This is a genomic window from Mesorhizobium sp. ArgA1, from assembly GCF_053714375.1.
The window spans coordinates 1-22,113 of record NZ_JBSKBQ010000007.1 but is presented as its reverse complement, the minus strand read 5'-3'; the positions used below and the strand labels follow the sequence as shown (position 1 = coordinate 22,113).

Here is a 22,113-nt window from a genome sequence, read left to right as displayed (position 1 = left end):
CCCGCTCTTCGGTCGACCATTTTCCCAAATTGGGAAAATTCCACTTGTTCCCAATTTGGGAATATCCTATATTGAGTCATGCAGATCATTGCCAAGAAGGCACTGAGGGACTTCTGGGCCAAGCACAATCAGGCCGAAGCGCCTTTGACTGCATGGTATGTGACTGTCGACAAGGCCGACTGGAAGACCCCTGCCGACATCAAGGTTGCGTTTGGTGCCGCGGTTGATTTTGTCGGCGACAATCGTGTCATTTTCGACATAGGCGGCAACAAGTACCGTTTGATCGTTCATGTCGCCTACAAGTTTCATCGTGTCCTGATCAAATTCGTCGGGACACACAAGGACTACGACAAGATTGACCCGGAGAAGGTGTGATGGAAAACATTCGACCCATTAAGACCGAAGCCGACTATGATTGGGCGATTGCGGAGATCACCAAATACTTTGAGAATGAACCCGAGGTGGGCTCTGCCGATGGTGATCGCTTCGACGTCCTTGCAACCTTGATCGAGGCTTATGAGGACAAGCACTACCCAATTGAAGCGCCGGATCCAGTCGAAGCCATTCGTTCTCACATGGAACTGTTCAAACTTTCTCGCAAAGCTCTGGCCGATGTAATCGGGTCTTCGCCTCGTGCGACCGAAGTGCTGAGCCGCAAGCGTGCCCTTACCATGGATATGGTCTTCAAGCTCAACAAGGAATGGCACATTCCAGCGGACGTTCTTGTGCGGCCCTACCACCTCGCGAAGGACAAGGAACGCAAGCGCGCTTAGCGCATTTTGCCGCCCAGTAGCCTGACCGCGAGCGAACGGGACGGCAACAGGTTCAAGGGCGGCGCCAGATGAACTGGCGCCATCGGTCGATCGAGGCCACCGGGCAAGTCCGGCCATGCCGCTCTTGTTGGTTTCTCCCTCTCCAAAAAATCTCACCGCACCCGGGAATAAAGCTCGGGCCTTCCGGGTCTTGTTATCAGCGGGCCATTCCGGCCCGCGACCCCGAAGAAACGAAACAAGGAATTTTGGACATGACCAAGCTCGCTTTCAGCGTGGCTGCGATGCTGCTTGCCTCGAACGCTGCCTTTGCCGGCGGTGACCACTTCACCAACAAGGCCAACCAGCCTGCAGTCGACACCAATGCGACGGCCTCGATTCCCTACACAGCGCACCAGGACGGCGTCGACGCCAAGGTGACGACCGGGCCGAGCCAGGGCTCGGTGCAGGACATCATTGCCCAGCACAACCGCGACAGCATCTGGGGCCGCTAGCGCTCCTGACCATTCACCAACCCCGACGCTGACCGATCAGGACCATCGACGTGAAAAACATCGCTCTCACCGCTGCCGCCCTTCTGGTCGCAACCTCCAGCGCCTTTGCCGGCAGCGACCACTATGGCTCCCAAGCCTCCAGCCAGACCACCGTCAGGCAGACGACCGCGACCGTCGACAACACCTACACCGCCTCGACCGCCAAACAGGCCAAGGTTCGCCACGGCATGCAGGTGACGACGACATCTGCTGCGGACGAACCTGGCCAGGGCATCTGGGGCAACTGAGTTCACGAGCGCTGGCACCGCATCCCGACGGGCCGCGCTCGACCGCATCGGGGCGGAGAGCCATGGGCTTTAGCTCTCCCTCAAGCATCACCCGCAACGCCACAGGAGATCACCCATGTTTACAATGACACGTCGCACATTGCTTGGAACCACGCTCACTGCTGCCGCCTTCGGTCTTGCCGGCAGACTGGAATTCACCCAGGCTGCCTTCGCTGAAACGCCGGTCGAGCCGTCGATAGGCTTCTACAAATACAAGGTCGGCGATATCGAGGTCACCGCCATCTATGACGGCATTTGGCGCAAGCCCCATGACCCGGCCTTCATCAAGGACGTCTCGGTCGACGACACCAAGGCCGCACTGGCCAAGGCGGGGCTGACCACCGAGTTCATGCCCATCCCGCTCACCGTCGTCGTGCTCAAGATGAACGGCAAGCTCATCATGATGGATGCCGGCTCGGGCGTCGGCCAGTGGCAGACCAATGCCACGCACCTGCCGGCCAACATGGCCGCCGCCGACATCGACTACAAGGCGATCGACACCATCATGATCTCGCACTTCCACCCCGACCATGTCTGGGGCCTGATGGAAAAGGGCACCAACGCGCCGGTGTTCCCCAATGCCGAGCTGATCGTCAACGCCACCGAATACAATTGGTGGACCGATCCCAGCCGGCTGGACAAGCTTCCCGAGGGCCGCAAGCCGGCGGGCAAGCGCATCGCCGAAAATTTTCCGAAATGGAAGAACTGGAAGCTGGTCGAGGACGGCGCCGAGGTTGTGCCCGGTATCCAGATCATCGCCGCGCCTGGCCACACGCCGGGCCACTCGGTCTTCCTCGCCAACTCCGGCAAGGAACAGCTGATGATCTCGGCCGACACCATGTATGTGCCGGCCCTCCTGGCGCCGCATCCGGAGTGGCAGGGCAGCTACGACCAGGACGGGCCGACGGCGATCGCCACGCGCCACAAGATCATCGACCGGGTGATCGCGGACAACATCCGCATTTCCGGTTCGCACTTCCCGTTCCCCGGCACCGGCGTCTTCGTCAAGGACGGCAATGCCTACGGTTTCAAGCCAGTCCAAATTTGAACGGCTAGCTCAAACACAAAGCGAGAAAGACAATGAGACAGATCAATCTGGGCCGAAATGCCCTGTTCGGCCTGCTCGGCGCCATCGCCGTGCTGACCGTGGTCCCCGTCGCAACGATCATGCCGGCGTATGCGGTCGACGATATCGAAGGTACGGACGCGCCGGATCTCACCGCCGTCCAGGCCAAGATCGCGGTCAAGGACTACAAGGGCGCGCTGGCCGATCTGCGTGATCTCGCGCAGGACAACCAGCAGGCCGACGTCTACAACCTGCTCGGTTTCACGCTGCGCAAGACCGGCGATTTCACCACCGCGCTGACCTACTACAACAAGGCGCTGGAGCTGAAACCCGACCACAAGGCCGCCCGCGAATATCTGGGTGAGCTCTATGTCGAAACCGGCGACATGGCCAAGGCCAACGAACAGCTGGCCTCGCTGCAAAAACTCTGCCCCGCCGGCTGCGAGGAACTCGAAGACCTGCAAAAGGCCATCGCCACCAAGGTGACGCAGTAAGGCTTGGCCCAAAAGCCGGAGCCGGCACCTGATCCCTCATGCCGGCTCCTCACAACTCGCTAGCGCTCAATCCTCGCGCGCCCGACTTGGCGCGCGGCGGTTGCCCGTTGCCAAAATCTGGAGCCAAACCATGACCCTGACCGACCAAGCCGCGACGCTCCACCGCCTCGCCACCAAATACCACGTCCGCGACACAGGCCTGCTCGCCGGCCGCCTGCTATTGTCCGTGATCTTCCTGCACGAAGGCCTGACGCTCGCCAGCCATTTCCAAGCAGGAGCCAAAGCAATGGCTGCGATGGGCGTGCCCCTGCCGCTGTTCATCGCCACTATCGCGCTGCAGCTCGGGGCAGGGCTCGCAATCGCCACCGGCTTGCTCACCCGCCTCGGCGCCCTCGGCCTCGGCCTGTTCTGCCTGGCGACGGCGCTACTGTTCCACACCAACCTTGCCAGCCAGAACGAACTGCTGCATTTCGAAAAAGACCTTGCGATATCAGGCGGCATGTTCGTGCTCGCCCTGTCAGGCGCCGGCACCTTCTCGCTGGACCGGCTGGTCACGCTCCATCTGCAGCAACGCCGGCGCGACAAGGTCATGGTGGCCGCACTGCTGGCGGCGGAGAACGATATGTCGCTGCCGGTTTGAGGGGGCGAGCTGCCCTTGCGCATCGCCATGCCGGCCCGTCCCAAATGCTCGCCTGCTGGAACCAGTCCCGATGCCCCGCATTCTATTAGCTGGGGACGCAAGGAGTGTGTGATGAAAGCGGTTTTGGCACTGGTCGCGGGCTTCGTCCTGACCCTTGCGGTCTTTGCCAGCGGGCTGGCTTTCGCCGCCTGGCTGATTGTCGCCAAGCCCGTGCATCAGGCCAGGCCCGCCGACAGTGTCTCGCAGTTGTGGACCAGGGACGCACAGCTGGTGGACAAGGCAGCGCAGGACCTGGAGCGCGTGGCCGCGGCGCAGCCCCCGGCACCCGACGCCGCCGCCAGGATGCAGTCACCCGACCCGATCACTACAAGCGCCGTGGCGCCCGACACGAGCGAGCAGCAGGCTGCGCTGCCGGCTGCCCATGTCAGCTGGTGCGCGGACCGCTACCGCTCCTACAATCCTGACGACAACAGCTACATGTCCTACAGCGGCCAGCAGCGGCCCTGCGCGTCGCCCTATCTTGAAACCAGTGCCACCGGCGACCAGGCCGCGCAGCAACCCGCCGAAGTCAGCTACATCGGGGACGGCGCCGGCCCTGTGGTGGCAACAGCCGGCCTTTCGGACGATCACGTCGAATCCTGCTTCAGCCGCTACCGCTCCTACCGTCCCGAGGACAACAGCTACCAGCCCTATTCCGGCGGGCCGAGGCGCCAGTGCGAGTAGGGCGCGCGGGCTGCTTGAACCGCGTGCGATACTTGGCCATTTCGATCACGCAAAATCTTTGGATCGTTCGCGCCGGCGCGGCGTTCTTCCCTGACACCAAGGAGGAATGACGATGAGTGACGAACGGCACGAGAAGATCCAGAAGCGAGCTTACCAGATCTGGGAGCGCGAAGGCGGTGGCGATCCCGAGCATCACTGGCACCGGGCCGAGGCCGAAATCGACCGGGAAGCCGCTCTGCCGCTGACCGCCGACGACGCCGTGCCGCAAACCAGCGAGATCGCCAGCACCGACGTCCTGACCGTCGAGGAACTGGCCGTTCGCACCGGCATATCCGGCGACGAAGCGCAGGAGTTGATTGACAGGCTGGGCAACGATCGGGCGGCGGTTGAGCAGGCGGCGCGGAGCCTCAAGGGGAAAGGGCGGCGTACGTCTTGATTGTGGGCCTGCCTGCGGGCCGAAAGCTGCTACAGGCTTACTTCCGTCAGCGCCGTGTGAGCGTAAGTTTTTCAGTTTAGCAGACACGGCGTGCCGGAACTCATTGGGCTTTAGGAGTCATGCTGCGTTTTAGTGCCGCGTACACTCGTTGAGCCGCCGCTGCGCCGGGTGCATCTGTGCTGGCGAGGTTATGGCGCCATTGATCGGGGCAGGATCTACTGCGGCGCCCGCGCACTCTGCCAAAACCAGATTGCGAGCGAGCCGGATCGCCCACGGATCTGTGTCTCCACAGGTCCTCTTAAAGCACCGGATTTGAACAATGCGCAGTCGCGACCGGCGACATCAAGCATTTCGTTACTCACCGCCACTTCGGCATTCTGGCCGGCGGCGATCTCCATCAAGCGACTTGCAACGTTGACGGTGTCGCCGATGGCCGCGATGTGCTGACGCCCTTCGCCGCCGAGTCGAGAGGCCACGATTGTTCCATGATGCGCTCCAATCTTGAAGCCGATCCGGGATGCGGTCGACGCAGGCAACGAGGCAAGCCAATCGTTGGTGCGGCTGGAGAGCCCGACACAACAGCGGGCAGCATTGAAGGCGTCGTCTGTCGCCGGTTCCGGCAGGCCGAACAGGATCATGGCGCCGTCACCCATGAAACTCGTGACAACGCCACCACAGCTTGTCACTTCTTCGTCAACCAACGCGTGAAAATTGTTCAGGAGTTCGCGTGTGGCGCTCAGTCCAAATGTTTCACTCAGTCCGGTGAAGCCGGACAGGTCGATGAACAGGATGGCGGCTTCTGTCCGGACGGGTTCCGAGAGGAAGTCGCCATGCTTGGCGAGCCATGCCCCCAGTCCTGGGGCTTCAACGCGTTGAAGCAATTGGCTCTGCGTGGCGAAATATTGGGCCCGGCTCCTGCCCAGCCAAAGCTGCGCGGCCCCAAACAGGATTGCCGGCGGAACCGCAGCGGTCATCGGCAGCGCGGCGCTGAGCCAGATATGGTGCAGGAAAGCGGTCATGTTGACCACCAACCAGATCAGGACCACGCCGGCGACCGCCGTGAGACCGATGGCGTTACGGCGCCAAGCTAACAGGCCGACAAGAAGCATGGGCAGCGCCACTGCGAAGCCCGCGTCTGCAAGGCGAACGTTCTGGTCGCGCACGATTCCGTCGCCGGTCATCAGATGGGCAATCGCCGTCGACATGACCTCGACGCCCGGCAGTATGGGATCGAACGGTGTCGGGAAGACATCGCCGGTGCCGGTTGCGGTCGCTCCTATCAAGACAATTCGACCCCGGATAGCGCCGGGATCGATTTGGCCCTCCAGCACGGTCGCGGCGCTGATCGTGCGGATCGTGCCGCGCGGGCCATAGAATGTCAGAGGCAGGATGTGACCAATGTCCGTTCGGATCGACCGTCCGTCCAGCGATAGGTCATCGGACGCTATTCCAGGGTCCTCTCCCGCCGCCATGGCGGCAACACGCAATGAGAAGGACGCTTGCAACTGATCTCCGGTCCGAAACAGCAACGGCACGAACCGGGGCGTTCCCGTCCTGTCGGTGCCCACGTTCACGACGCCGACGGCGGCGGCGTCCGAAAACGCTTTCAGGGGCCACAGGAACCGCTCGGCATTCGGCACGCTGGCGAGGGGTCCTTCGCCCACGGCCAGCGTCCATTGTTTGCTTCCGGGGTAGATCGCCGCTGCTGCGATTACGCTTCTACTCGTGCTCAGCGAACGCGCGAGCGCCTCGTCAGTGTCTTTTGCCCCGGGGTCGACCAGCAGCAGGTCGAGCGCAATGGCTTTCGGCCCGAGCGGCTCTATCGTATCGATGATTCGGGCAAGCGTGGCGCGGCTGAGGGGATAGCTGCCCTCGCGCCGCACCGTTTCATCGTCTATTGCGACAATGGTGATCAGCTCCGGCGGCTTTGCCGTTCCTCGAACAAGCGTTCGAAGATCGGTCATCGTTGCCTCGACGCGATCGAGAAACCACAAATTGCCGTGCCAGTGCGCAAAGCCCAGGCCGGCGCCCCAAAGACCCGCCAGAATGAGCGCGATCAGCGTCGGCAGCCCTCGTCGGCTCATTGCAAGCTCATTGGGCAAGCTCACTGGGCAAGCTCACTGGCCGAAACGGGCCAGCAATGCGGAAACGCGCTTGGCGGGCCAGCGCTTGACGATGAGTTTGCCTGTCCCGGCCTCGACATCCACGCCATCGCCCGGTGCGAGGACCACGACGGCGGTGGATGCCGGTCTTTGCACGGCGACGCGACCTCTCAGGACGAAAACAGACGTCTTGCCATTGCCAACGTCGACTGCCCATTTTGTGCCCCGCACCGCGGCGATCGCCTGCGGGGTGATAACCGCGAAGCCACCCTGGACCGCGCCGGCCGGAGCATCGAGCAGCAGCGCTTTGCGCCGCAACCTGACCGCGTCGATACTGCCGTTTCGATCGCGATCCTCCAGCGTAAATCGAGCGCCACCTTCCACAATGACGACAAGGCCTTCCCGACATCTCAGAATCTGTCGGGACGTACCGGCCACCGGCTCGAACGTACACCCTGCATCCTGCGCCTGCGCGGCATCCACCCAGAAGACACCGGCAAACAGGACAGCCACCAGGCTACGGAAAAATCGGCCCCTTGCGCTCATCAACGTCTCCTCGCTTTGCGAAACTCTGCGGCAGGAAAATCTTCTGCCGTCAGCTTGCCCGCATGTTTGGTTCACGAGCCGGCACTTGCAGCCGCGTTGGCTTGAGGGATGCCGACTGGCAATCGTAACACGACAAGCTGCTCCGGCGTTAAGCATGTTGGGGCGGGTCGTGTTCGCCGGACAGGTGAGGGCGGCGCCCATGGCGACCACGAGCCCCATAGGCACCAGGCCGCGTTCGAGATCGACAGGGAAGCCGCCCTGCCGCTGACGGCCGACAAAGCCCTGCCGCAAACAAGGGGATTACCGGCACCGACGTTCTAACAGTCGAGGAACTGGCCGTGCGCACTGGCATGTCGGGGGACGAAGCGCGGGCTCTGGTCGACCGCCTGGGCACCGACCGCGCCGCCATCGGACAAAAAAGACTGGGAAGAGGTGCAATCTCGGCGCGTTTGATAACCGCGAAGCGGCGGAGAAGCATGAGCGGAAGGTGCAGTATTTCAAGCGGCATTGAGGAGGTGGTCGCAATAGCGATACACTGCTGCGGCCACTCCATTGGAGGCGTTCATTCTCTGTAATTACGAATGGCAGCAATGCGCCGCATATCGGCCGTTGAGGATGCCTTTGCCACCGCCTGAAAGCGGACGTTAGCAGCGACCACGCTGGCAGTTGCGTCTAGGTTTCGCCTGACGCCTTCTCCGAACACCTCAGCCGCTTGTTTCAGAGCGCCCATTGCAAAAGGCGATCCAAAGCCCGAAGAATCTCGAATAGGTGAAAGCAGAACGCCCGGCTGCATGTAGCACGCGTCGCGAGCGCCGCACGGTTTGCCTGCCACACTCGGGCTCGCTATGATCTACCGCGGGTCGAAACCGTCTGGCCCGCGACGGAGTAACTAAATAAGAACAAGAACAAACAGCGGAGGTTATCGGCCCATCTCGTGAGGGGATGCGCCTCCTCGTTTCCCCTCGGACATGCCCGTTCTCCATCTGGATCTGAAGGAGAAACCAGGAAATGACGGAATTCGAATTGAAGCTGCAGTCGGCCGCCAAACTTACCGCGAAAGGCAGGGTTTCGCGTCGTGACTTTGTTCAGCTGGCGCTCGCCGCCGGCCTTACCGCTTCGGCCGCCAATGCGATGTTCGTCCAGGCGGTGCGCGCGGAACCGAAGAGAGGCGGCACCTTGAAGATCGGCATGGGCGAGGGTGCCGCCACCGATACACTGGACCCGGGTCTCTCCCTCAACTCGTTCACCGGCACCGCACTAGTGGGAACCTTGTCGAACAGCCTGACAGAGATCGATTCCAAGGGCAACGTGGTCCCCGACCTCGCCGAAAGCTTTGAGCCGTCAGAAGGCGCCAAGAAGTGGGTGTTCAAACTGAGGAAAGGCGCCACCTTTCACAATGGCAAGACGGTTACCGCTGACGATGTCGTGGCCTCGGTCAGGCATCACACCATCGAGGGCACGAAATCGGCGGCGAAATCGCTCTTGGCTTCGGTCAAGAATGTCGTCGCCGACGGTGCCGAGACGGTGGTGTTCGAACTCGACGGCGGCAATGCCGACTTCCCCTACATCATGTCGGACCTCCCGGTCGTGCCGGCGAAAGAGGGCGGCATCGACTGGGAGTCGGGCGTCCGCACCGGCCCCTATATGCTCGAGAAATTCGAGCCCGGCGTCATAGCCACCTTCAACAAGAACCCGAACTACTTCAAATCCGACAGGGGCTGGTTCGACCGTGTCGAATGCCTGGCGATCAACGATGTAACGGCGCGCACCAACGCGCTCTATACCGGCGAGGTCCACTACATGGATCGCTGCGATCTGAAGACGCTCGACATTCTGACGCAGAACCCCGATCTCGTGATCTCGGAGACGACAGGCTACGGCCACTACGTTTTTGTCATGAACGTCCAGAAGGCGCCCTTCGACAATCCCGATGTGCGCAATGCGATCAAGTACTCGCTCAATCGCGACGAGATCGTGCAGAAGGTGTTTCTCGGCCACGGTGCCATCGGCAACGACAATCCGATCGCACCGACCGTCAAGTTCGCGACCGATCCGAAGCCGAAGCACGTCTACGATCCCGACATGGTCAAGAGCCTCCTCAAGAAGGCGGGGGCCGAGAACACCCAGTTCGAACTGTCGGTCGCGGATGCCGCGTTCGCGGGTGCGACCGACTCGGCTCTCCTCTGGCAGGAGCATGCCCGGGCGGCTGGGCTCAACCTGAATGTGATCAGGGAGCCCAATGACGGCTACTGGGACAATGTCTGGCTCAAGAAGCCGTTCTACGGCTCTTACTGGGCTGGCCGGCCGACGTGCGACTGGATGCTCGCCACCGCCTATGCGGCGGAAGCGGTGTGGAACGAAACGTTCTGGAAAAATCCGCGCTTTAATGAGCTGCTCGTCGCCGCCCGCTCGGAGACCGACGATACCAGGCGTGCCGGCATGTATGCCGAAATGCAACAATTGGTGCATGACGACGGCGGGCTCATTAATCTCGTCTTCAACTCCTATGTCGATGCCCACACCAAGGCTCTCGCCCATGGCGAGGTGGCTTCGAACTGGCCGATGGACGGGCAGAAGATCGCCGAACGCTGGTGGTTCGCCTAGGCCGTGTACACACAAATTGGGATGGCCAACTGGACGCGTTTGATGTCTCCTTGTCCCCCAACGGCGGTTCCGGAGCGGATATCGCAACGGGTCCGAGTTGGACCACAACCGGAAATCCCTGGCGCGCGTCTAAGGGCCCGTCAATTGCCTCTGATTTTGGACAGCGCGTCCTTTGCGTAGGCGCCAACCAGAGCTTCATTCTGGAGTGCCACGAGCGCAGGTATCGCAGCTCGTGCCGAAGGCCCGACCTTTCCCAGCGCCTCGATGGCCTCCCGGCGGAGATATTCAACCTTAAGCGCTTCAACCAGAGCCGGAACGGCTTGTGCTGCCGCTGGTCCAAACCAACCCAGTCGCTTTGCTGCATATTGCTGGGAAAAGGGATTGCCGGTCCCAAGCTCTGCTTCCAGGCTCGGAACGGTGACGTCCAGCGGCAGCGCAGCGATACGAACACCGTCATTCAGGCGCTCCCGGACGCTTGCATGTTCATGATCCCATTTGAACGAGAGGTGTAAGGTGTCGGGAAGGTTTTCGAGCCCTTTCTGGTCTACACCCGGTCGGAACTTCAGTAGCATTTTCCTCGCTCCTTCCCGGCGACCGAGCTGCGCCAGCACCGAACTGAAAGGTAGAAAGAGCGCAGTTGCGTCTGGGTTTCGCCTGACGCCTTCTCCGAACACCTCAGCCGCTTGTTTCAGATCGTCCATTGCAAAAAGCGCCAATCCACGAGCGAGAACGTAGTGGGTTGGATAGTTCGGGTTGAGCCGCATGGCGGTCGCGACGAAATTCAGCGCCTCGGCAGGTTCGCCTGAGATCGTCAGCGCCAAAGCCGTTGCGATGTGTGCCTCGGGGTCGTTCGGATCCGATGCAATCGCTCGACCGGCATTCCTCCGTGCATCTTCGGCCAGACCTTGATAAACGTCCCGCAACGCCTCGACCGTATAAGACAGTGACGTTGGATATTTCTTGGCCAGCTCTACGTAATCGTGAGCTCCCCACCAGAAATATGGTTCGTCCCTTCCGAGTTCTTTACCCCAAAGTGACTCAACGACGCGGAAGTAGGCCAGCGCCAGGGCGGCATAAGCGCGCCCATATTCGGGATCAAGTTCGGTTGCTTTTTTCAAGGAAGTGATGGCGGCAGCTGTGTCCGTTGCGTTGTAACGGAGATAAAGGCTCCAACCCTTTTCGAAAGCTTCCTTGGCTGCAATGTTGTCCGGCTTGGCGCGGGCTATTTCCGCTTTTTCGGTGGTGGTGAGATTGACCTTCAACGCTTCGACGATCTTTGCGACAAAAACGTCCTGGACCGCAAAAACATCGGCGACGTTTCCATCGAACCTGTCCGCCCACACATGCCCGCCGGTGAGGGCATCGATGAGCTGGGCATTGACTCGCACCTGCCCGCCAGCTCGCTGTACGCTCCCCTCGAGAACGTAACGCACACCAAGTTCTTCGGCGACCTGGCCGATTTTTACCGGCTTGCCGCGGTAAACGAATGTCGAGTTTCGCGCGATCACGAAGAGGCCGGAAACCTTGGAAAGGTCGGTGATCAAGTCATCGGTCATACCGTCAGTAAAGGTCTCTTGCCCCGCCTCGTCGGACATGTTGGTGAACGGGAGCACGGCGACTGACGGCTTATTGGGCAGCGGCAACGCCATCTTCGATTGCGAGGCCACGTCACTGGGTCGAACGAGATCGTCACCAAAGCGTTGCCAAAGCGCCAGCCCCGCGCCGATCAGAATCAATACTGTGGCCGCGAATGCGATCCAGCGCCGCGTGCCGTCAGGTTTGCGACTTCCTGAGACAACCGGGGTGCGCGGGCCTACTCGGTAGAGGCGAACGGGCTTCTCGATGTTCTTGACACGCTGTTCGCCCAAAGACTCGAACCCATAGTCCAACTTCCTCTCGACCTGATCAAATGCTGCTCCCGAAATCAGCACGCCTCCCGGCGGCGCCAACCCTTCGAGCCTCGCCGCCACATTCACCCCATCACCGTAGATGTCCGCCCCTTCAATGATGACGTCGCCAAGGTTGATGCCAATGCGGAATTCGAGCTGTTTTTCTTTCGGCAGTTCGGCATTGTATTCTGACATGGTGCGCTGGATTTCGACGGCGCAGGTGACTGCATCAACAACGCTCGGGAACTCTACCAGCGCACCATCACCCATGAGCTTTACGATGCGCCCTCTATGAGCGGTAATTTTCGGATCGATAAGATTCTCGCGGGTGCTCTTGAGGCGTGCCAGAGTATCCGCCTCGTCAGCCTCCATGAGGCGGCTGTAGCCAACGACGTCGGCGGCGAGAATCGCCGCAAGCCTGCGCTCCATATATGGGCTCCGGACCGGGTTGCACCATGATAGAAGGGTATCGCTTCGCAGCCTAGCCCTCTTCAGGTCCGCTTCGGGTCAGGTCACGACGATGCCCGTGCCGACCTGCATGTCCGCTCTTGAAGCTCCAGAAGCTGCCGGTGCGCATTCGGCCATATCAAGACGTACAATGTGTCGCCGGTTGGCGTCCGAAACTGGCGTCTAGCCAACCTTCCAATTTCACGCGGGCTCCCCCTCCCGTTAACCTTTCATTAACCATGCCTGGCCTAGCGTTTACCTCTCAGTAAGGAATCGCCCGCCGTGACCTTTGCCGCTCCCCTCGAGGCCAAATCCATTCGCTTTCGCGCCCGCTCCTTCGTCGCTTTCACGCTGACGCCGGAGGCGCCTTTGGATGTGTGGCTGGAGAGCCTCGATCGCTGGATCGGCAATTCGCCGGGCTATTTCGCCGGCCGTCCGGTGGTGCTGGATCTCAACGTGCTGAAGCCCGATGTCGTCGCCATTGAAGCGCTGATCGGCGTGCTCGGCCAGCGTGGCATCCGCGTCTATGCCATTGAGCTCGATGGCGGCGCCGAACTTGGCGCGCACCTGCCGCCGGTGCTTGTCGGCGCCAAGGAGGCGACGTCAGATGGGTTGCTGCAGCCGAGCCGCAAGGCGGGCAGGGCGGAGGACGCTACGGCGGCGAGTGATATGAAGCCGGCAGGTGATTTGAAGGCGGATGTGAAGGCAAACGATTTGAAGCCGGCGGGCGATGCCAGGCCGCTGCCGCCCGACGCCAAGGTCCCGGACGCCGGCACGTTGATGATCCGCTCGCCGATCCGCTCGGGCCAGCTCATCTTCCATCCGCATGGCGATGTCATCGTGCTTGGCTCGGTCGCTTCCGGTTCCGAGATCGTCGCCACCGGCTCGATCCATGTCTATGGCACGCTGCGCGGCCGCGCTTCGGCGGGCGCTCAAGGCAACACGGCCGCCCGCGTCTTTTGCCGCAGGAACGAGGCCGAGCTTCTGTCGGTGGACGGCTGGTATTGCACGGCCGAGGAGATGGACCCGTCAGTCCGGGGCAAGCCTGTGCAGGCATTTCTCGACAACGGCATGCTGCGCATCGCCCCTTTCAGCTAATGCGCCGGGTGCGGCTCGCGCCCGGTCAGCGACATAACGAACAACAATGGAGGCTTTTTTGATGGGCAAGGTAGTGGTGGTCACCTCGGGCAAGGGGGGCGTCGGCAAGACGACCTCGACCGCGGCTCTGGGGGCGGCGGTCGCCAAGACCGGCAAGAAGGTGGCGCTGGTGGATTTCGATGTCGGCCTGCGAAACCTCGATTTGATCATGGGCGCCGAACGCCGCGTCGTGTTCGACCTCGTCAACGTCATCCAGGGCTCGGCAAAACTGTCGCAGGCGCTGATCCGCGACAAGCGGGTCGAGACGCTGTTCCTGCTGCCGGCCTCGCAGACGCGCGACAAGGATGCGCTGACCGAGGAGGGCGTGGCCGAGGTCATCGGCAAGCTGCGCTCGGTCTTCGACTATGTCTTCTGCGACAGCCCGGCCGGCATCGAGCGCGGCGCCCAGCTCGCCATGCGCTTTGCCGACGAGGCCGTCATCGTCACCAATCCGGAAGTGTCGTCGGTGCGCGATTCCGATCGCATCATCGGCCTGCTGGACGCCCGCACCTTGCGCGCCGAACAGGGTGAGCAGATCGCCAAGCATGTGCTGGTCACGCGCTACGATGCGGCGCGCGCGGCGCGCGGCGAAATGCTGTCGATCGACGACGTGCTGGAAATTCTGTCGACGCCCCTGCTCGGCATCATCCCCGAGAGCCAGGACGTGCTGCGCGCCTCCAACCTCGGTTCGCCGGTGACGCTGTCGGAGCCGCTCAATGCCGCCGCCAAGGCTTACATCGATGCCGCAAAGCGGCTCGAGGGAGAACAGCTGCCGGTCATCGTGCCCTTCGAGCGCAAGGGCTTCCTCGACCGTCTGCTGGGAAGGAGGGCGGCATGAACCTGCTCGACATCTTCAAGCGGCGCACTAGCGCGCCGGTGGCGCGCGAACGGCTGCAAGTGCTGCTCGCCTATGAGCGCCGCAACCGCAGCCAGCCCGACCTCGTCTCCATCCTGCGCGAGGAGATCATGGCCGTGATCGCCAAGCACGTGCAGATCGACCAGGACTATCTCCAGGTCTCGATGGACCGCGGCGAGACCATGTCGACGCTGGAAATCGACATCCAGATCCCCAACAAGAGCCCCATGCCGCTGGCGATGGCGGGGTGAGTTAACAGGACTTGGGTTTCCTCGCCCCCGCAAGGCGGGGGAGAGGTGGCCGCGAAGCGGTCGGAGAGGGGGCCTGCGACGCTGGCGGGTTCCCTCTGAATCATTTTCAAGGCTGAGCTACTCCCCTCTCCGTCGCGGCTTCGCCGCGCCCCACCTCTCCCCACTATCGTGGGGCGAGGAACATCTTGCGAAGCTGGCGCCAAGCATCCCCACCCGGACCTGCGGTCCGACCTCCCAACAAGGGGGAGGTAGGGGGCGGCCTTATCTCGAAAAACATTAAACCAAACGGTTGACTATCCAAAAGCGTGCCGCTATATTCAACTACATGGTTGAATTAGAGGCGCCCCAGATGGACCAGGTTTTTCACGCCCTTAGCGATACCACGCGCCGGCACATGCTTAACGACCTCGCCGGCGGCGAGCGCACGGTGAGCGAACTGGCCCAGCCCTTTGCCATGTCGCTGGCTGCAGCCTCCAAGCACATCAAGGCGCTGGAGCATGCCGGGCTGATCCGTCGCGAAGTGCGCGGCCGCACCCATGTCTGCCGGCTCGAGGCCCGCCCGCTGGCCACCGCCTATCAGTGGCTCGGCCAATACTCGCGTTTCTGGAACAGCCGCCTCGATGTTCTCGAACAGCTTTTGCGCGAGGAGGCGGGGCGCAAAACGTCGACAACGCAGTCAACGCCGGAACCGGCAAATCCATCGAAGTCGGAACCATCCAGGCCGGAACCATCCAGGCCAACATCACCCAGGCCAACATCATCCGAGGGAGACGACCAATGAACCAGATGAACAGCTTCGACGGCTACGCCCAGCTGATCCAGCCGGCCACCTTGAGGATCGAACGGCTTTTGCCCGGAACCATGGAACGCGTCTGGGAATATCTGACGCAGAGCGATCTGCGCCGCCAGTGGCTGGCAGCCGGCGACATGGATATGGACGAAGGCTCTTCCTTTGAACTTGTCTGGCGCAACGACGAACTGACCGACCCGCCCGGTCAGAGGCCGGCCGCCTTCAGTGGTGGCGAGCAGCGGATGCAGAACCAGATCGTCGAATGCGATCCGCCGCGCAAGCTCACCATCACCTGGAACGGCAGCGGCAATGTCACGTTCGAATTGGCGCAGCGCGGCGACGACGTCCTGCTTACCTTGGTCCACCGCCGCCTGGCCGATCGCTCGAGCTTGATGATGCATGCCGCCGGCTGGCACATACATCTCGACATCCTGGCCGCCCGCGTGGCGGGCGAAAAGCCGGAACCGTTCTGGGACGGCTGGAGCCGTCTGATGACGGAATACGACCAGCGCCTGCCGGCCTGACCTAACGCACGCCCTGACCTGACGCATCGCCCGGTCCAACCGGGCGGGGCACCATCGATCCCTTGCGCCGGATGCCGGCGCAAGGGCCGGCGAAACACGCGCCTTCGCCAGTCACCGCGGCGCGCCATCAGAAATGAAACGAAGCAACGTGCTTGCATGCCGCAAGCCTGAAGGAGGAAGTCATGCGTAAATTGATCACCGGAATGAAGATCTCCATCGACGGCAAGATGGAAGGACCCGAAGGCTTCGCCGACTGGGTCGACAACTGGTCGGAGGAATATGGGCTGATGCCTGAGATCGATGCCTGCGTGCTCGGCGGTGTCATGTATGCCGGCTACGAACGCTACTGGAGCGCGATCCAGCAAAACGAGCCCGACCAGCCGCTGCCGATGACCGGCAAGCTGGTCGACCCGGCCGAACTCGAATGGGCGCGCTTCGCCGCCAAGACCCCGCATTATGTTCTGTCGAACAGCATGAATTCGGCAGCCTGGTCGTCAACGCGCTTCCTGCGCAGCCTCGACGAGATCGCGGCGTTGAAGCGCGAGCCCGGCAAGGACATCTACCTCATGGGCGGCGCCCGTATCACCGCCAGCCTGATCGAGGCCGGGCTGGTCGATGAAATGCGGCTGATCGTCTATCCAATGCTTGCCGGCGACGGCAAGGCGCTGTTCGGCACAGTGCACACCCGGCACAGGCTGGAACTGCGCAAGGTCGAGCCGCTGTCGGATGGGCGGGTGAGCCTGGTGTATGGGTTGGCGTAGGCCTTGGTGATCTTGGTTCCTCGCCCCCACGGAAGTGGGGGAGAGGTGGCCGCGAAGCGGTCGGAGAGGGGGCTGCGACGTCAATGATCTCTCTCTCGTTGAAGGCCGCGCCATTCCCCGCTCCGTCGCGGCTTCGCCGCGCCACCTCTCCCCCATTTCATGGGGGCGAGGAAATAGCGTCGCTCTCCCTTGCCCCATCAACAGCCCAGCCGTGCCACACGACAGACCCGCCCGTTGCCCTTATCCCGGGCCTGCGCTGCGGCGGCGGCTGGTCGCGGCTGTGCGGAGGGAGGAGACAGAATTGACGTCGACGCCAATTGCCCGAGCCGAAGCGAAAGCCTTGCCCATTGGTGCGCTGCTTGGCGCCATGGTGTCGATCCAGATCGGCGCCACCTTCGCAAAAGGCCTGTTCCCGCTGATCGGCGCCAATGGCACCACGGCGCTCCGGCTGGTCGTCGGGGCGCTGATGCTGGCGGCGGTGCTGAGACCCTGGCGGGTGTGGCCGTCGCGCGCCGTACTGCCCTGGCTCATCGCCTATGGCGTGAACCTCGCGGCGCTGAACCTTCTGTTTTATGCCGCCCTTGCCAGAATCCCGCTCGGCGTCGCGGTGGCGCTCGAATTCTCCGGTCCGCTTTTGGTGGCAACGCTGTCGTCGCGGCGCGCCAGCGACTTTGTCTGGGTGGCGCTGGCCGTCGCCGGCATCGTGCTGTTGTCGCCCTTCATCCATTCCGGTCGTGCGCTCGACCCGATCGGCGTGATGCTGGCGCTTGCCGCGGGCGGCTGCTGGGCGCTCTACATCGTCTTTGCGCAAAAAGCGGGCGCCGAGCTCGGCAGCCGGACAACCGCTTACGGGCTGATCATCGCCGCTGCTGTCGCCCTGCCGTTCGGCATCGCCGAGGCGGGTTCCGGCCTCCTCGCACCGGCGATCCTGGTCAGCGCGCTGATGGTCGGGCTGTTCTCCAGCGCCTTGCCGTTCTGGCTGGAGATGGTGGCGCTGACCCGGATGCCGGCCAGGCTCTACGGCACGCTGACCTGCCTGGAGCCGGCGCTGGGCGCGCTGGCCGGCTTCCTGTTCCTGCACGAGATCCTGAGCCCGCTGCAATGCACGGGCATCGCCGCCGTGGTTGTCGCCGCCTTCGGCGCCGCGCTGACGACGAAGCCGCCTGTGCCGTCGCCGGAATAGGTGCCGGTCGGCGTGAACTGTCTTTCGAAATGTTATACCCTGGTGCCCGGGCAGGGGAGAGGGCATGTCGATTGCGCGGCGCTGGTTGTTCTACAAATCCTTTCTCGAGACGGAGTTTTCCAGTTCAGCTCCGACCCTCGGTTGGCGGCTTCGCAGCCTGCTCAAGGGGCATCCCTCAAAGGGCCTGGTGATGCTGGGGGACAGGGCCTATCGGGAGCATGATTATTTCAACTTCACCTTGGAACGGCGGCGCAAGGCGACCTACAATCTCCGCCTTGAGCAAGCACTGCACAACAAACTGGATCAGAAACTCTGGCTCGATTGCGTCATGCCATCCGTGGCGCCGCCGGCCACCCACTATGTTGCAGGCCAAAAGCTCATAAGCCTGGCTGGCGATGGCAAGATCCGCGAACTGGGTGCGCTGCTTCCGCTGCTCGCCGAAAAAGGCGAACTGTTCCTGAAGCCCGCCGGCGAGGGCAAGGGCAAAGGCGCCAAGAGGCTGGGGCAATTGCCCGACGGCATCCTCGTAAATGGCAATCGCATCGAGGCGCGGTATTTGCTGGATAGCTTTTCCAGCGCTTCGTCCACCGGCTACATCGTCTCCGACATCATCCGGCAAGGCCCCTGGAGCGAAGCCTTCTTTCCCGCGACGTTGAACACGCTGCGCGTACTGACCGGCACGCATTTTTCAGACCACCGGCCGGCCTTTCTCGCAGCGACGATGAAAATGGGCCGGCCTGCAACCTATCCCACCGACAATTGGCAATCGGGCAAAGGCGGCATCGCCGCCAAGGTGGATATCGACACTGGCGTCCTGGCCGCCGGGCTGTTCTACAATGCTGAACTCAAGAGGCGTGAATTCCGGGAAACGCACCCCGAAAGCGGTGTCCAGATTCGCGGTGCTGTCGTGCCCGACTGGCAGGCCGTCAAATCGGTGATGCTTCATCTTGCGAGTCTGTTGCCCTATCCCGGCCTCGTTGGATGGGATGTCGCCCTGATGCCAACCGGCATCGTCATCGTCGAGGCCAACACCAGCGCCGGGCTGGACATCCACCAATGTCACGGCAGTCTCAAACAGACCCCGGAGCAGCGCAGCTTCTGGGCTGAAATGCGGATGTGAGATCACACGCAGGGTTCGCCGGCTCCGGTGTCCGGTTGCTCTGAATGCCGCGGCATCGGTATATGGCTCATCGCGGAGATCCCATGGGCGTGGCGAAGGCTGACGGCGGTGCTTGAATCTTCTTTGGTCAAAGCGGCAATCTTGCTGGGGCTTGCCCTTGTCGTTGCGATGCTCGCCTGGCGGCAGTTGCGCTCTCGTCGCAAGGCGCGCCTGCGTGAGAATCCGGCAAACGACTATGCCGTGCGGCGGGACTGGTCGGACAGCCGCGGCCAACTCAACTATTCATCCTTTGTCTATTTCGACGCCGATCGCGACGGCCGCTATGGGCTGGGCGACCGGCCGATGGCCGGCATCATGGTCAGGCTGCATGACGGCGAGGGCCGTCTCGTGGCAGCGGCGCGGAGCAATCGCGCTGGCTTTGCCAATTTCAAGACGTCGACGAAACGCCGGGCCGCACCCATCCATGTGCCGGGAAACTACCGGTTCACGGTTTCGGTGCCGCCCGGCTGGCGTTCGAGCAGCGCCAACGAGGTCCAGTCGCAGCACGTCCAGTCGCTGCCGGGTTCGCCAACAGGGCTGGTTACGGAGGCGATGCTGCAGCCGGTTGGCCTGTTTCCTGCGCGGCAGCTCAGCGGCCGCGTTGCCGACAATATCTCGGCGAGCGTCTCGGTGACACGGAACGGACAGGTGGTGGCCGTGCATTCGCTTGGCAATGGCGCCGGCTTTCGCGTCGATCTGCCCGATGACGTCGACGCGGTCGAAATCACCGGCGATGGTGTGGCGCGCCGGCTGGCCTTGTCGGCCTACCCGACGGAGGTCGGCCTGCTGTCGCCCGAAAATGCCGCCATCGACGGTGCCGCGTCCTTGCAGACTATCGGTTTCGACGATGTCACCGGGCGCGGCTTGCGCAAGGTGCCGTCCGGCTATGCCGGGTTCACCTGGTTCAATTTGAACGCGATGGCGCGCGATCACATCGACGGCAGCGAAGGCTATGTCAACGGCAACATCTCGGGGGACCATGTCTGCTATACGAGCAGTGGACATCCGGCCGAATTCTCGAGCGACCGCCCGTTCGGCTTCCACTCCGTGATGTTGACCGCGGCGTGGTTGAAGTCCGAAGGCGAAACCGCCCTGATCGAGAGTTGGCTCGGCGACCGGCTGGTCGCCAGCGACACCGTCACCCTGTCGGCGCTGGCACCTGTGCACTACGCGCCGATGCTGGCGGCGGTGACACGCGTGCGTTTTTCCACACGCCACTACTGGCAGCTCGTGCTTGAAGATCTGGTGGTGGCGCGCTGAATGGTCCCGAGACCTGCGTTCAGGAAAAGACCACTCTAGAAACGATCAGGCCCTGCTCTGTCAGCATGGCCTCGATCAGTCGGGATGAAAAGGTTATTGCGGGATAGGGTTGGAAGCACCGTTCGCCGTAACCTGCGAGAGCTTGCCCTTCTTGACCAGCACTGGCTTTGAATAGGTCTTCTTCATATTTCCCATCTCCAATTTTCTGCCCTGAAAACCTGCCCTTCGGCCAAGTGGCATCCGGACGATCCAACTATTATGTGGTAGGCCCGGAACCGGCGCCGTTGGTGACAGCCGTAACCCTCGAGAGTGTACCTTTTTTGACCAGCACCGGCTTCAAATAGGTTTTCTTCATAGTGCATCCTCCAGGATGACGCGATAATGCCTGACAGATCGACACTGTCAACCTTTGCGGTACCGTCACCCCGTCCCGGTTTTTCTTGCCGTCGATGCGCTAACCCGCAAATCCACCTTCATCGAGAAAGCGTTGTTCTTGGGCGCGCGTTGATGTGGGCCCGGCTTGGCTGGTCGGGCTGCTCAAACAGACCTGACGCAGCCAGTGGTTGCAAGATATCGGACTTAAGTCTCACAATTTTACAAAAAAGGTCTGTATTGACTGAGACAGGGGTCGTAAGCCGCTTTCGCAAGAGCGTCGATTTGTGAATGCTGTTCTGGTAACGCCATCCGTTTGACGGATCGAATCGGTCCTCGCTGACGATCAGGGGTAGAACAGATTACGCGCTTGCGCCAACTCTCCTGGCTTGCCTTGCGGGCGTCCACGACGCTCGCCCTGGTGCTTGTGCCCTATCACTTCGGCTTTGACGGCGCCGCCAAGATTGCCGCCAGCAGCGCCTACGCCAAGGATGGCGGCAGTGGCGGCAATGGCGGCGGCGGCAATGGCGGCGGCGGCGGTAACGGGGGTGGCAATGGCGGTGGCAACGGAAACGGCGGTGGCAACGGCAACGCCGGTGGAAACGGTAACGGCAACAGTGGTGGCAACGGCAAGGGCAAGGGCAATACCGGGGCCGGCAAGGCCAACCATGTGAATTCAGCAACCGGCGACCAGGTCGAGGTCGACGCCGCCGGCATCACGGTCACCCATCCCAACGGCATGAAGGAAGATATCCACAATGGCCGGTTCACGATGAAGGATGCGCTCGACCGCACCATTGTCGAACGGGCGGCGACCCCCGCCGATGTGGCACGTCTAAAAAGTTTGTGAGGGCTGGCCGCTTTTGGGCGGATGCGTTTGTCTCAGTGCCAGGTCCGGACGGGTGTCGTCTATGCGCCGCGCGTCAATCCGTGCGCTCCCGCGCCTCGCGCATCAGCAGCGCCGCCTCGGTGCGGTTGCGGACATTGAGCTTGGCCAGAACCCGCGTCATGTGATGCTTGACCGTCTTCTCCTGCAGTGAAAGCCGTGCGGCGACTTCCTTGTTGCTCAAGCCTTCCGCCACCAGTCGCAGTATATCGTCCTCGCGGCTGGTGAGCTGCTGGATGGGGTCGGTTTTGCGGGTTGCCGGCTGCAACAGGTCCGACAGAAGCCGGGCCGACAGTGTCGGCGAGACATAGCTTTCGCCAGCCGCGACATTGCTGAGGATTTCGGCCAGCGCCTTCGAACCGACGCCTTTCAGCACATAGCCGCGCGCGCCGGCATT

Annotated in this window: 25 protein-coding genes; 20 read left to right on the top strand and 5 right to left on the bottom strand. The window is 62.2% G+C overall.

Annotated features, from left to right (window positions below; all coding sequences use genetic code 11):
* Positions 1–78 precede the first annotated feature (78 nt).
* The 9 genes from ACWGTI_RS17135 (at position 79) to ACWGTI_RS17095 (ending at position 4,949) form a co-directional block, all read left to right on the top strand.
* Positions 79–375, top strand: a complete 297-nt coding sequence (locus ACWGTI_RS17135) for a type II toxin-antitoxin system HigB family toxin (RefSeq protein ID WP_454588203.1) — start codon at positions 79–81, stop codon at positions 373–375.
* Positions 375–773 (top strand): helix-turn-helix domain-containing protein, encoded by a 399-nt coding sequence (locus ACWGTI_RS17130; RefSeq protein WP_454588202.1) that lies wholly within the window; start codon positions 375–377, stop codon positions 771–773. The genes ACWGTI_RS17135 and ACWGTI_RS17130 overlap by 1 nt, the downstream gene beginning before the upstream one ends.
* Before the next feature lie 251 nt (positions 774–1,024).
* A complete protein-coding gene (locus ACWGTI_RS17125; protein ID WP_454588201.1) occupies positions 1,025–1,264 on the top strand; it encodes a DUF680 domain-containing protein in 240 nt (79 codons plus the stop codon).
* Positions 1,265–1,314: 50 nt separating this feature from the next.
* Complete coding sequence (locus tag ACWGTI_RS17120) at positions 1,315–1,551, top strand: DUF680 domain-containing protein (RefSeq protein ID WP_454588200.1); 237 nt, start codon at positions 1,315–1,317, stop codon at positions 1,549–1,551.
* A gap of 115 nt (positions 1,552–1,666) precedes the next feature.
* Positions 1,667–2,638: an MBL fold metallo-hydrolase gene (locus ACWGTI_RS17115; RefSeq protein WP_454588199.1), complete on the top strand. Its 972-nt coding sequence runs from the start codon at positions 1,667–1,669 to the stop codon at positions 2,636–2,638.
* A 32-nt stretch (positions 2,639–2,670) separates the two neighbouring features.
* Positions 2,671–3,150 (top strand): tetratricopeptide repeat protein, encoded by a 480-nt coding sequence (locus tag ACWGTI_RS17110; protein WP_454588198.1) that lies wholly within the window; start codon positions 2,671–2,673, stop codon positions 3,148–3,150.
* A 130-nt stretch (positions 3,151–3,280) separates the two neighbouring features.
* The gene (locus tag ACWGTI_RS17105) at positions 3,281–3,790 is read left to right on the top strand and encodes a DoxX family protein (protein WP_454588197.1); all 510 of its coding nucleotides are present in this window, start codon (positions 3,281–3,283) and stop codon (positions 3,788–3,790) included.
* Positions 3,791–3,898: 108 nt separating this feature from the next.
* Positions 3,899–4,513, top strand: a complete 615-nt coding sequence (locus ACWGTI_RS17100; protein WP_454588196.1) for a BA14K family protein — start codon at positions 3,899–3,901, stop codon at positions 4,511–4,513.
* A 112-nt stretch (positions 4,514–4,625) separates the two neighbouring features.
* Positions 4,626–4,949, top strand: a complete 324-nt coding sequence (locus ACWGTI_RS17095) for a DUF2934 domain-containing protein (protein WP_454588195.1) — start codon at positions 4,626–4,628, stop codon at positions 4,947–4,949.
* Positions 4,950–5,164: 215 nt separating this feature from the next.
* On the opposite strand, the gene ACWGTI_RS17090 is transcribed toward ACWGTI_RS17095, so the two are convergent.
* Positions 5,165–7,033: a CHASE2 domain-containing protein gene (locus ACWGTI_RS17090; protein ID WP_454588194.1), complete on the bottom strand. Its 1,869-nt coding sequence runs from the start codon at positions 7,031–7,033 to the stop codon at positions 5,165–5,167.
* Between the two features lie 33 nt (positions 7,034–7,066).
* Positions 7,067–7,597, bottom strand: coding sequence for a FecR domain-containing protein (locus ACWGTI_RS17085; protein ID WP_454588193.1), 531 nt, complete (start codon positions 7,595–7,597; stop codon positions 7,067–7,069).
* A gap of 1,008 nt (positions 7,598–8,605) precedes the next feature.
* Between ACWGTI_RS17085 and ACWGTI_RS17080 the strand changes: the two genes are divergently transcribed.
* A complete protein-coding gene (locus ACWGTI_RS17080; protein WP_454588192.1) occupies positions 8,606–10,201 on the top strand; it encodes an ABC transporter substrate-binding protein in 1,596 nt (531 codons plus the stop codon).
* Between the two features lie 140 nt (positions 10,202–10,341).
* On the opposite strand, the gene ACWGTI_RS17075 is transcribed toward ACWGTI_RS17080, so the two are convergent.
* Positions 10,342–12,519, bottom strand: a complete 2,178-nt coding sequence (locus ACWGTI_RS17075; RefSeq protein ID WP_454588191.1) for an adenylate/guanylate cyclase domain-containing protein — start codon at positions 12,517–12,519, stop codon at positions 10,342–10,344.
* 300 nt (positions 12,520–12,819) lie between these two features.
* Here ACWGTI_RS17075 and minC point away from each other — a divergent pair, with 300 nt between their 5' ends.
* From minC to ACWGTI_RS17030, 9 genes are all read left to right on the top strand, one after another.
* Positions 12,820–13,635, top strand: coding sequence for a septum site-determining protein MinC (gene minC, locus ACWGTI_RS17070; RefSeq protein ID WP_454588190.1), 816 nt, complete (start codon positions 12,820–12,822; stop codon positions 13,633–13,635).
* A 61-nt stretch (positions 13,636–13,696) separates the two neighbouring features.
* On the top strand, positions 13,697–14,512 hold the full coding sequence (gene minD, locus ACWGTI_RS17065; protein ID WP_029869303.1) for a septum site-determining protein MinD: 816 nt from the start codon (positions 13,697–13,699) through the stop codon (positions 14,510–14,512).
* Positions 14,509–14,781, top strand: a complete 273-nt coding sequence (gene minE / locus ACWGTI_RS17060) for a cell division topological specificity factor MinE (protein WP_181061161.1) — start codon at positions 14,509–14,511, stop codon at positions 14,779–14,781. Before minD ends, minE begins: the two co-directional genes overlap by 4 nt.
* Before the next feature lie 325 nt (positions 14,782–15,106).
* Positions 15,107–15,562, top strand: a complete 456-nt coding sequence (locus ACWGTI_RS17055) for a metalloregulator ArsR/SmtB family transcription factor (protein ID WP_454588189.1) — start codon at positions 15,107–15,109, stop codon at positions 15,560–15,562.
* On the top strand, positions 15,559–16,095 hold the full coding sequence (locus ACWGTI_RS17050) for an SRPBCC family protein (protein ID WP_454588188.1): 537 nt from the start codon (positions 15,559–15,561) through the stop codon (positions 16,093–16,095). Before ACWGTI_RS17055 ends, ACWGTI_RS17050 begins: the two co-directional genes overlap by 4 nt.
* A 182-nt stretch (positions 16,096–16,277) precedes the next feature.
* Positions 16,278–16,856, top strand: coding sequence for a dihydrofolate reductase family protein (locus ACWGTI_RS17045; RefSeq protein ID WP_454588187.1), 579 nt, complete (start codon positions 16,278–16,280; stop codon positions 16,854–16,856).
* A 301-nt stretch (positions 16,857–17,157) separates the two neighbouring features.
* The gene (locus ACWGTI_RS17040; RefSeq protein WP_454588186.1) at positions 17,158–18,039 is read left to right on the top strand and encodes an EamA family transporter; all 882 of its coding nucleotides are present in this window, start codon (positions 17,158–17,160) and stop codon (positions 18,037–18,039) included.
* 64 nt (positions 18,040–18,103) lie between these two features.
* The gene (locus tag ACWGTI_RS17035; RefSeq protein ID WP_454588185.1) at positions 18,104–19,159 is read left to right on the top strand and encodes a sugar-transfer associated ATP-grasp domain-containing protein; all 1,056 of its coding nucleotides are present in this window, start codon (positions 18,104–18,106) and stop codon (positions 19,157–19,159) included.
* 108 nt (positions 19,160–19,267) lie between these two features.
* Positions 19,268–20,458, top strand: coding sequence for a hypothetical protein (locus tag ACWGTI_RS17030; protein WP_454588184.1), 1,191 nt, complete (start codon positions 19,268–19,270; stop codon positions 20,456–20,458).
* A gap of 93 nt (positions 20,459–20,551) precedes the next feature.
* Here ACWGTI_RS17030 and ACWGTI_RS17025 read toward each other — a convergent pair whose 3' ends face one another.
* Positions 20,552–20,644: a putative RiPP precursor gene (locus ACWGTI_RS17025; protein WP_454588183.1), complete on the bottom strand. Its 93-nt coding sequence runs from the start codon at positions 20,642–20,644 to the stop codon at positions 20,552–20,554.
* Between the two features lie 556 nt (positions 20,645–21,200).
* Between ACWGTI_RS17025 and ACWGTI_RS17020 the strand changes: the two genes are divergently transcribed.
* Positions 21,201–21,680 (top strand): hypothetical protein, encoded by a 480-nt coding sequence (locus ACWGTI_RS17020; RefSeq protein ID WP_454588182.1) that lies wholly within the window; start codon positions 21,201–21,203, stop codon positions 21,678–21,680.
* A 73-nt stretch (positions 21,681–21,753) separates the two neighbouring features.
* Here ACWGTI_RS17020 and ACWGTI_RS17015 read toward each other — a convergent pair.
* Positions 21,754–22,113, bottom strand: a 360-nt coding sequence (locus ACWGTI_RS17015; protein WP_454588181.1) for a LuxR C-terminal-related transcriptional regulator, incomplete at its 5' end; no start/stop codon positions are given.

Excerpts from the sequence above, each read along its gene's own strand:
- ACWGTI_RS17115 (WP_454588199.1), top strand. The coding sequence starts at position 1,667 with ATGTTTACAATGACACGTCGCACATTGCTTGGAACCACGCTCACTGCT.
- ACWGTI_RS17085 (WP_454588193.1), bottom strand. The coding sequence starts at position 7,597 with ATGAGCGCAAGGGGCCGATTTTTCCGTAGCCTGGTGGCTGTCCTGTTT.
- ACWGTI_RS17110 (WP_454588198.1), top strand. The coding sequence starts at position 2,671 with ATGAGACAGATCAATCTGGGCCGAAATGCCCTGTTCGGCCTGCTCGGC.
- ACWGTI_RS17095 (WP_454588195.1), top strand. The coding sequence starts at position 4,626 with ATGAGTGACGAACGGCACGAGAAGATCCAGAAGCGAGCTTACCAGATC.
- ACWGTI_RS17135 (WP_454588203.1), top strand. The coding sequence starts at position 79 with ATGCAGATCATTGCCAAGAAGGCACTGAGGGACTTCTGGGCCAAGCAC.
- minD (WP_029869303.1), top strand. The coding sequence starts at position 13,697 with ATGGGCAAGGTAGTGGTGGTCACCTCGGGCAAGGGGGGCGTCGGCAAG.
- ACWGTI_RS17105 (WP_454588197.1), top strand. The coding sequence starts at position 3,281 with ATGACCCTGACCGACCAAGCCGCGACGCTCCACCGCCTCGCCACCAAA.
- ACWGTI_RS17075 (WP_454588191.1), bottom strand. The coding sequence starts at position 12,519 with ATGGAGCGCAGGCTTGCGGCGATTCTCGCCGCCGACGTCGTTGGCTAC.
- ACWGTI_RS17080 (WP_454588192.1), top strand. The coding sequence starts at position 8,606 with ATGACGGAATTCGAATTGAAGCTGCAGTCGGCCGCCAAACTTACCGCG.
- ACWGTI_RS17055 (WP_454588189.1), top strand. The coding sequence starts at position 15,107 with ATGGTTGAATTAGAGGCGCCCCAGATGGACCAGGTTTTTCACGCCCTT.
- minE (WP_181061161.1), top strand. The coding sequence starts at position 14,509 with ATGAACCTGCTCGACATCTTCAAGCGGCGCACTAGCGCGCCGGTGGCG.
- ACWGTI_RS17045 (WP_454588187.1), top strand. The coding sequence starts at position 16,278 with ATGCGTAAATTGATCACCGGAATGAAGATCTCCATCGACGGCAAGATG.
- ACWGTI_RS17125 (WP_454588201.1), top strand. The coding sequence starts at position 1,025 with ATGACCAAGCTCGCTTTCAGCGTGGCTGCGATGCTGCTTGCCTCGAAC.
- ACWGTI_RS17050 (WP_454588188.1), top strand. The coding sequence starts at position 15,559 with ATGAACCAGATGAACAGCTTCGACGGCTACGCCCAGCTGATCCAGCCG.
- ACWGTI_RS17025 (WP_454588183.1), bottom strand. The coding sequence starts at position 20,644 with ATGAAGAAGACCTATTCAAAGCCAGTGCTGGTCAAGAAGGGCAAGCTC.
- ACWGTI_RS17130 (WP_454588202.1), top strand. The coding sequence starts at position 375 with ATGGAAAACATTCGACCCATTAAGACCGAAGCCGACTATGATTGGGCG.
- ACWGTI_RS17035 (WP_454588185.1), top strand. The coding sequence starts at position 18,104 with ATGTCGATTGCGCGGCGCTGGTTGTTCTACAAATCCTTTCTCGAGACG.
- ACWGTI_RS17090 (WP_454588194.1), bottom strand. The coding sequence starts at position 7,033 with ATGAGCCGACGAGGGCTGCCGACGCTGATCGCGCTCATTCTGGCGGGT.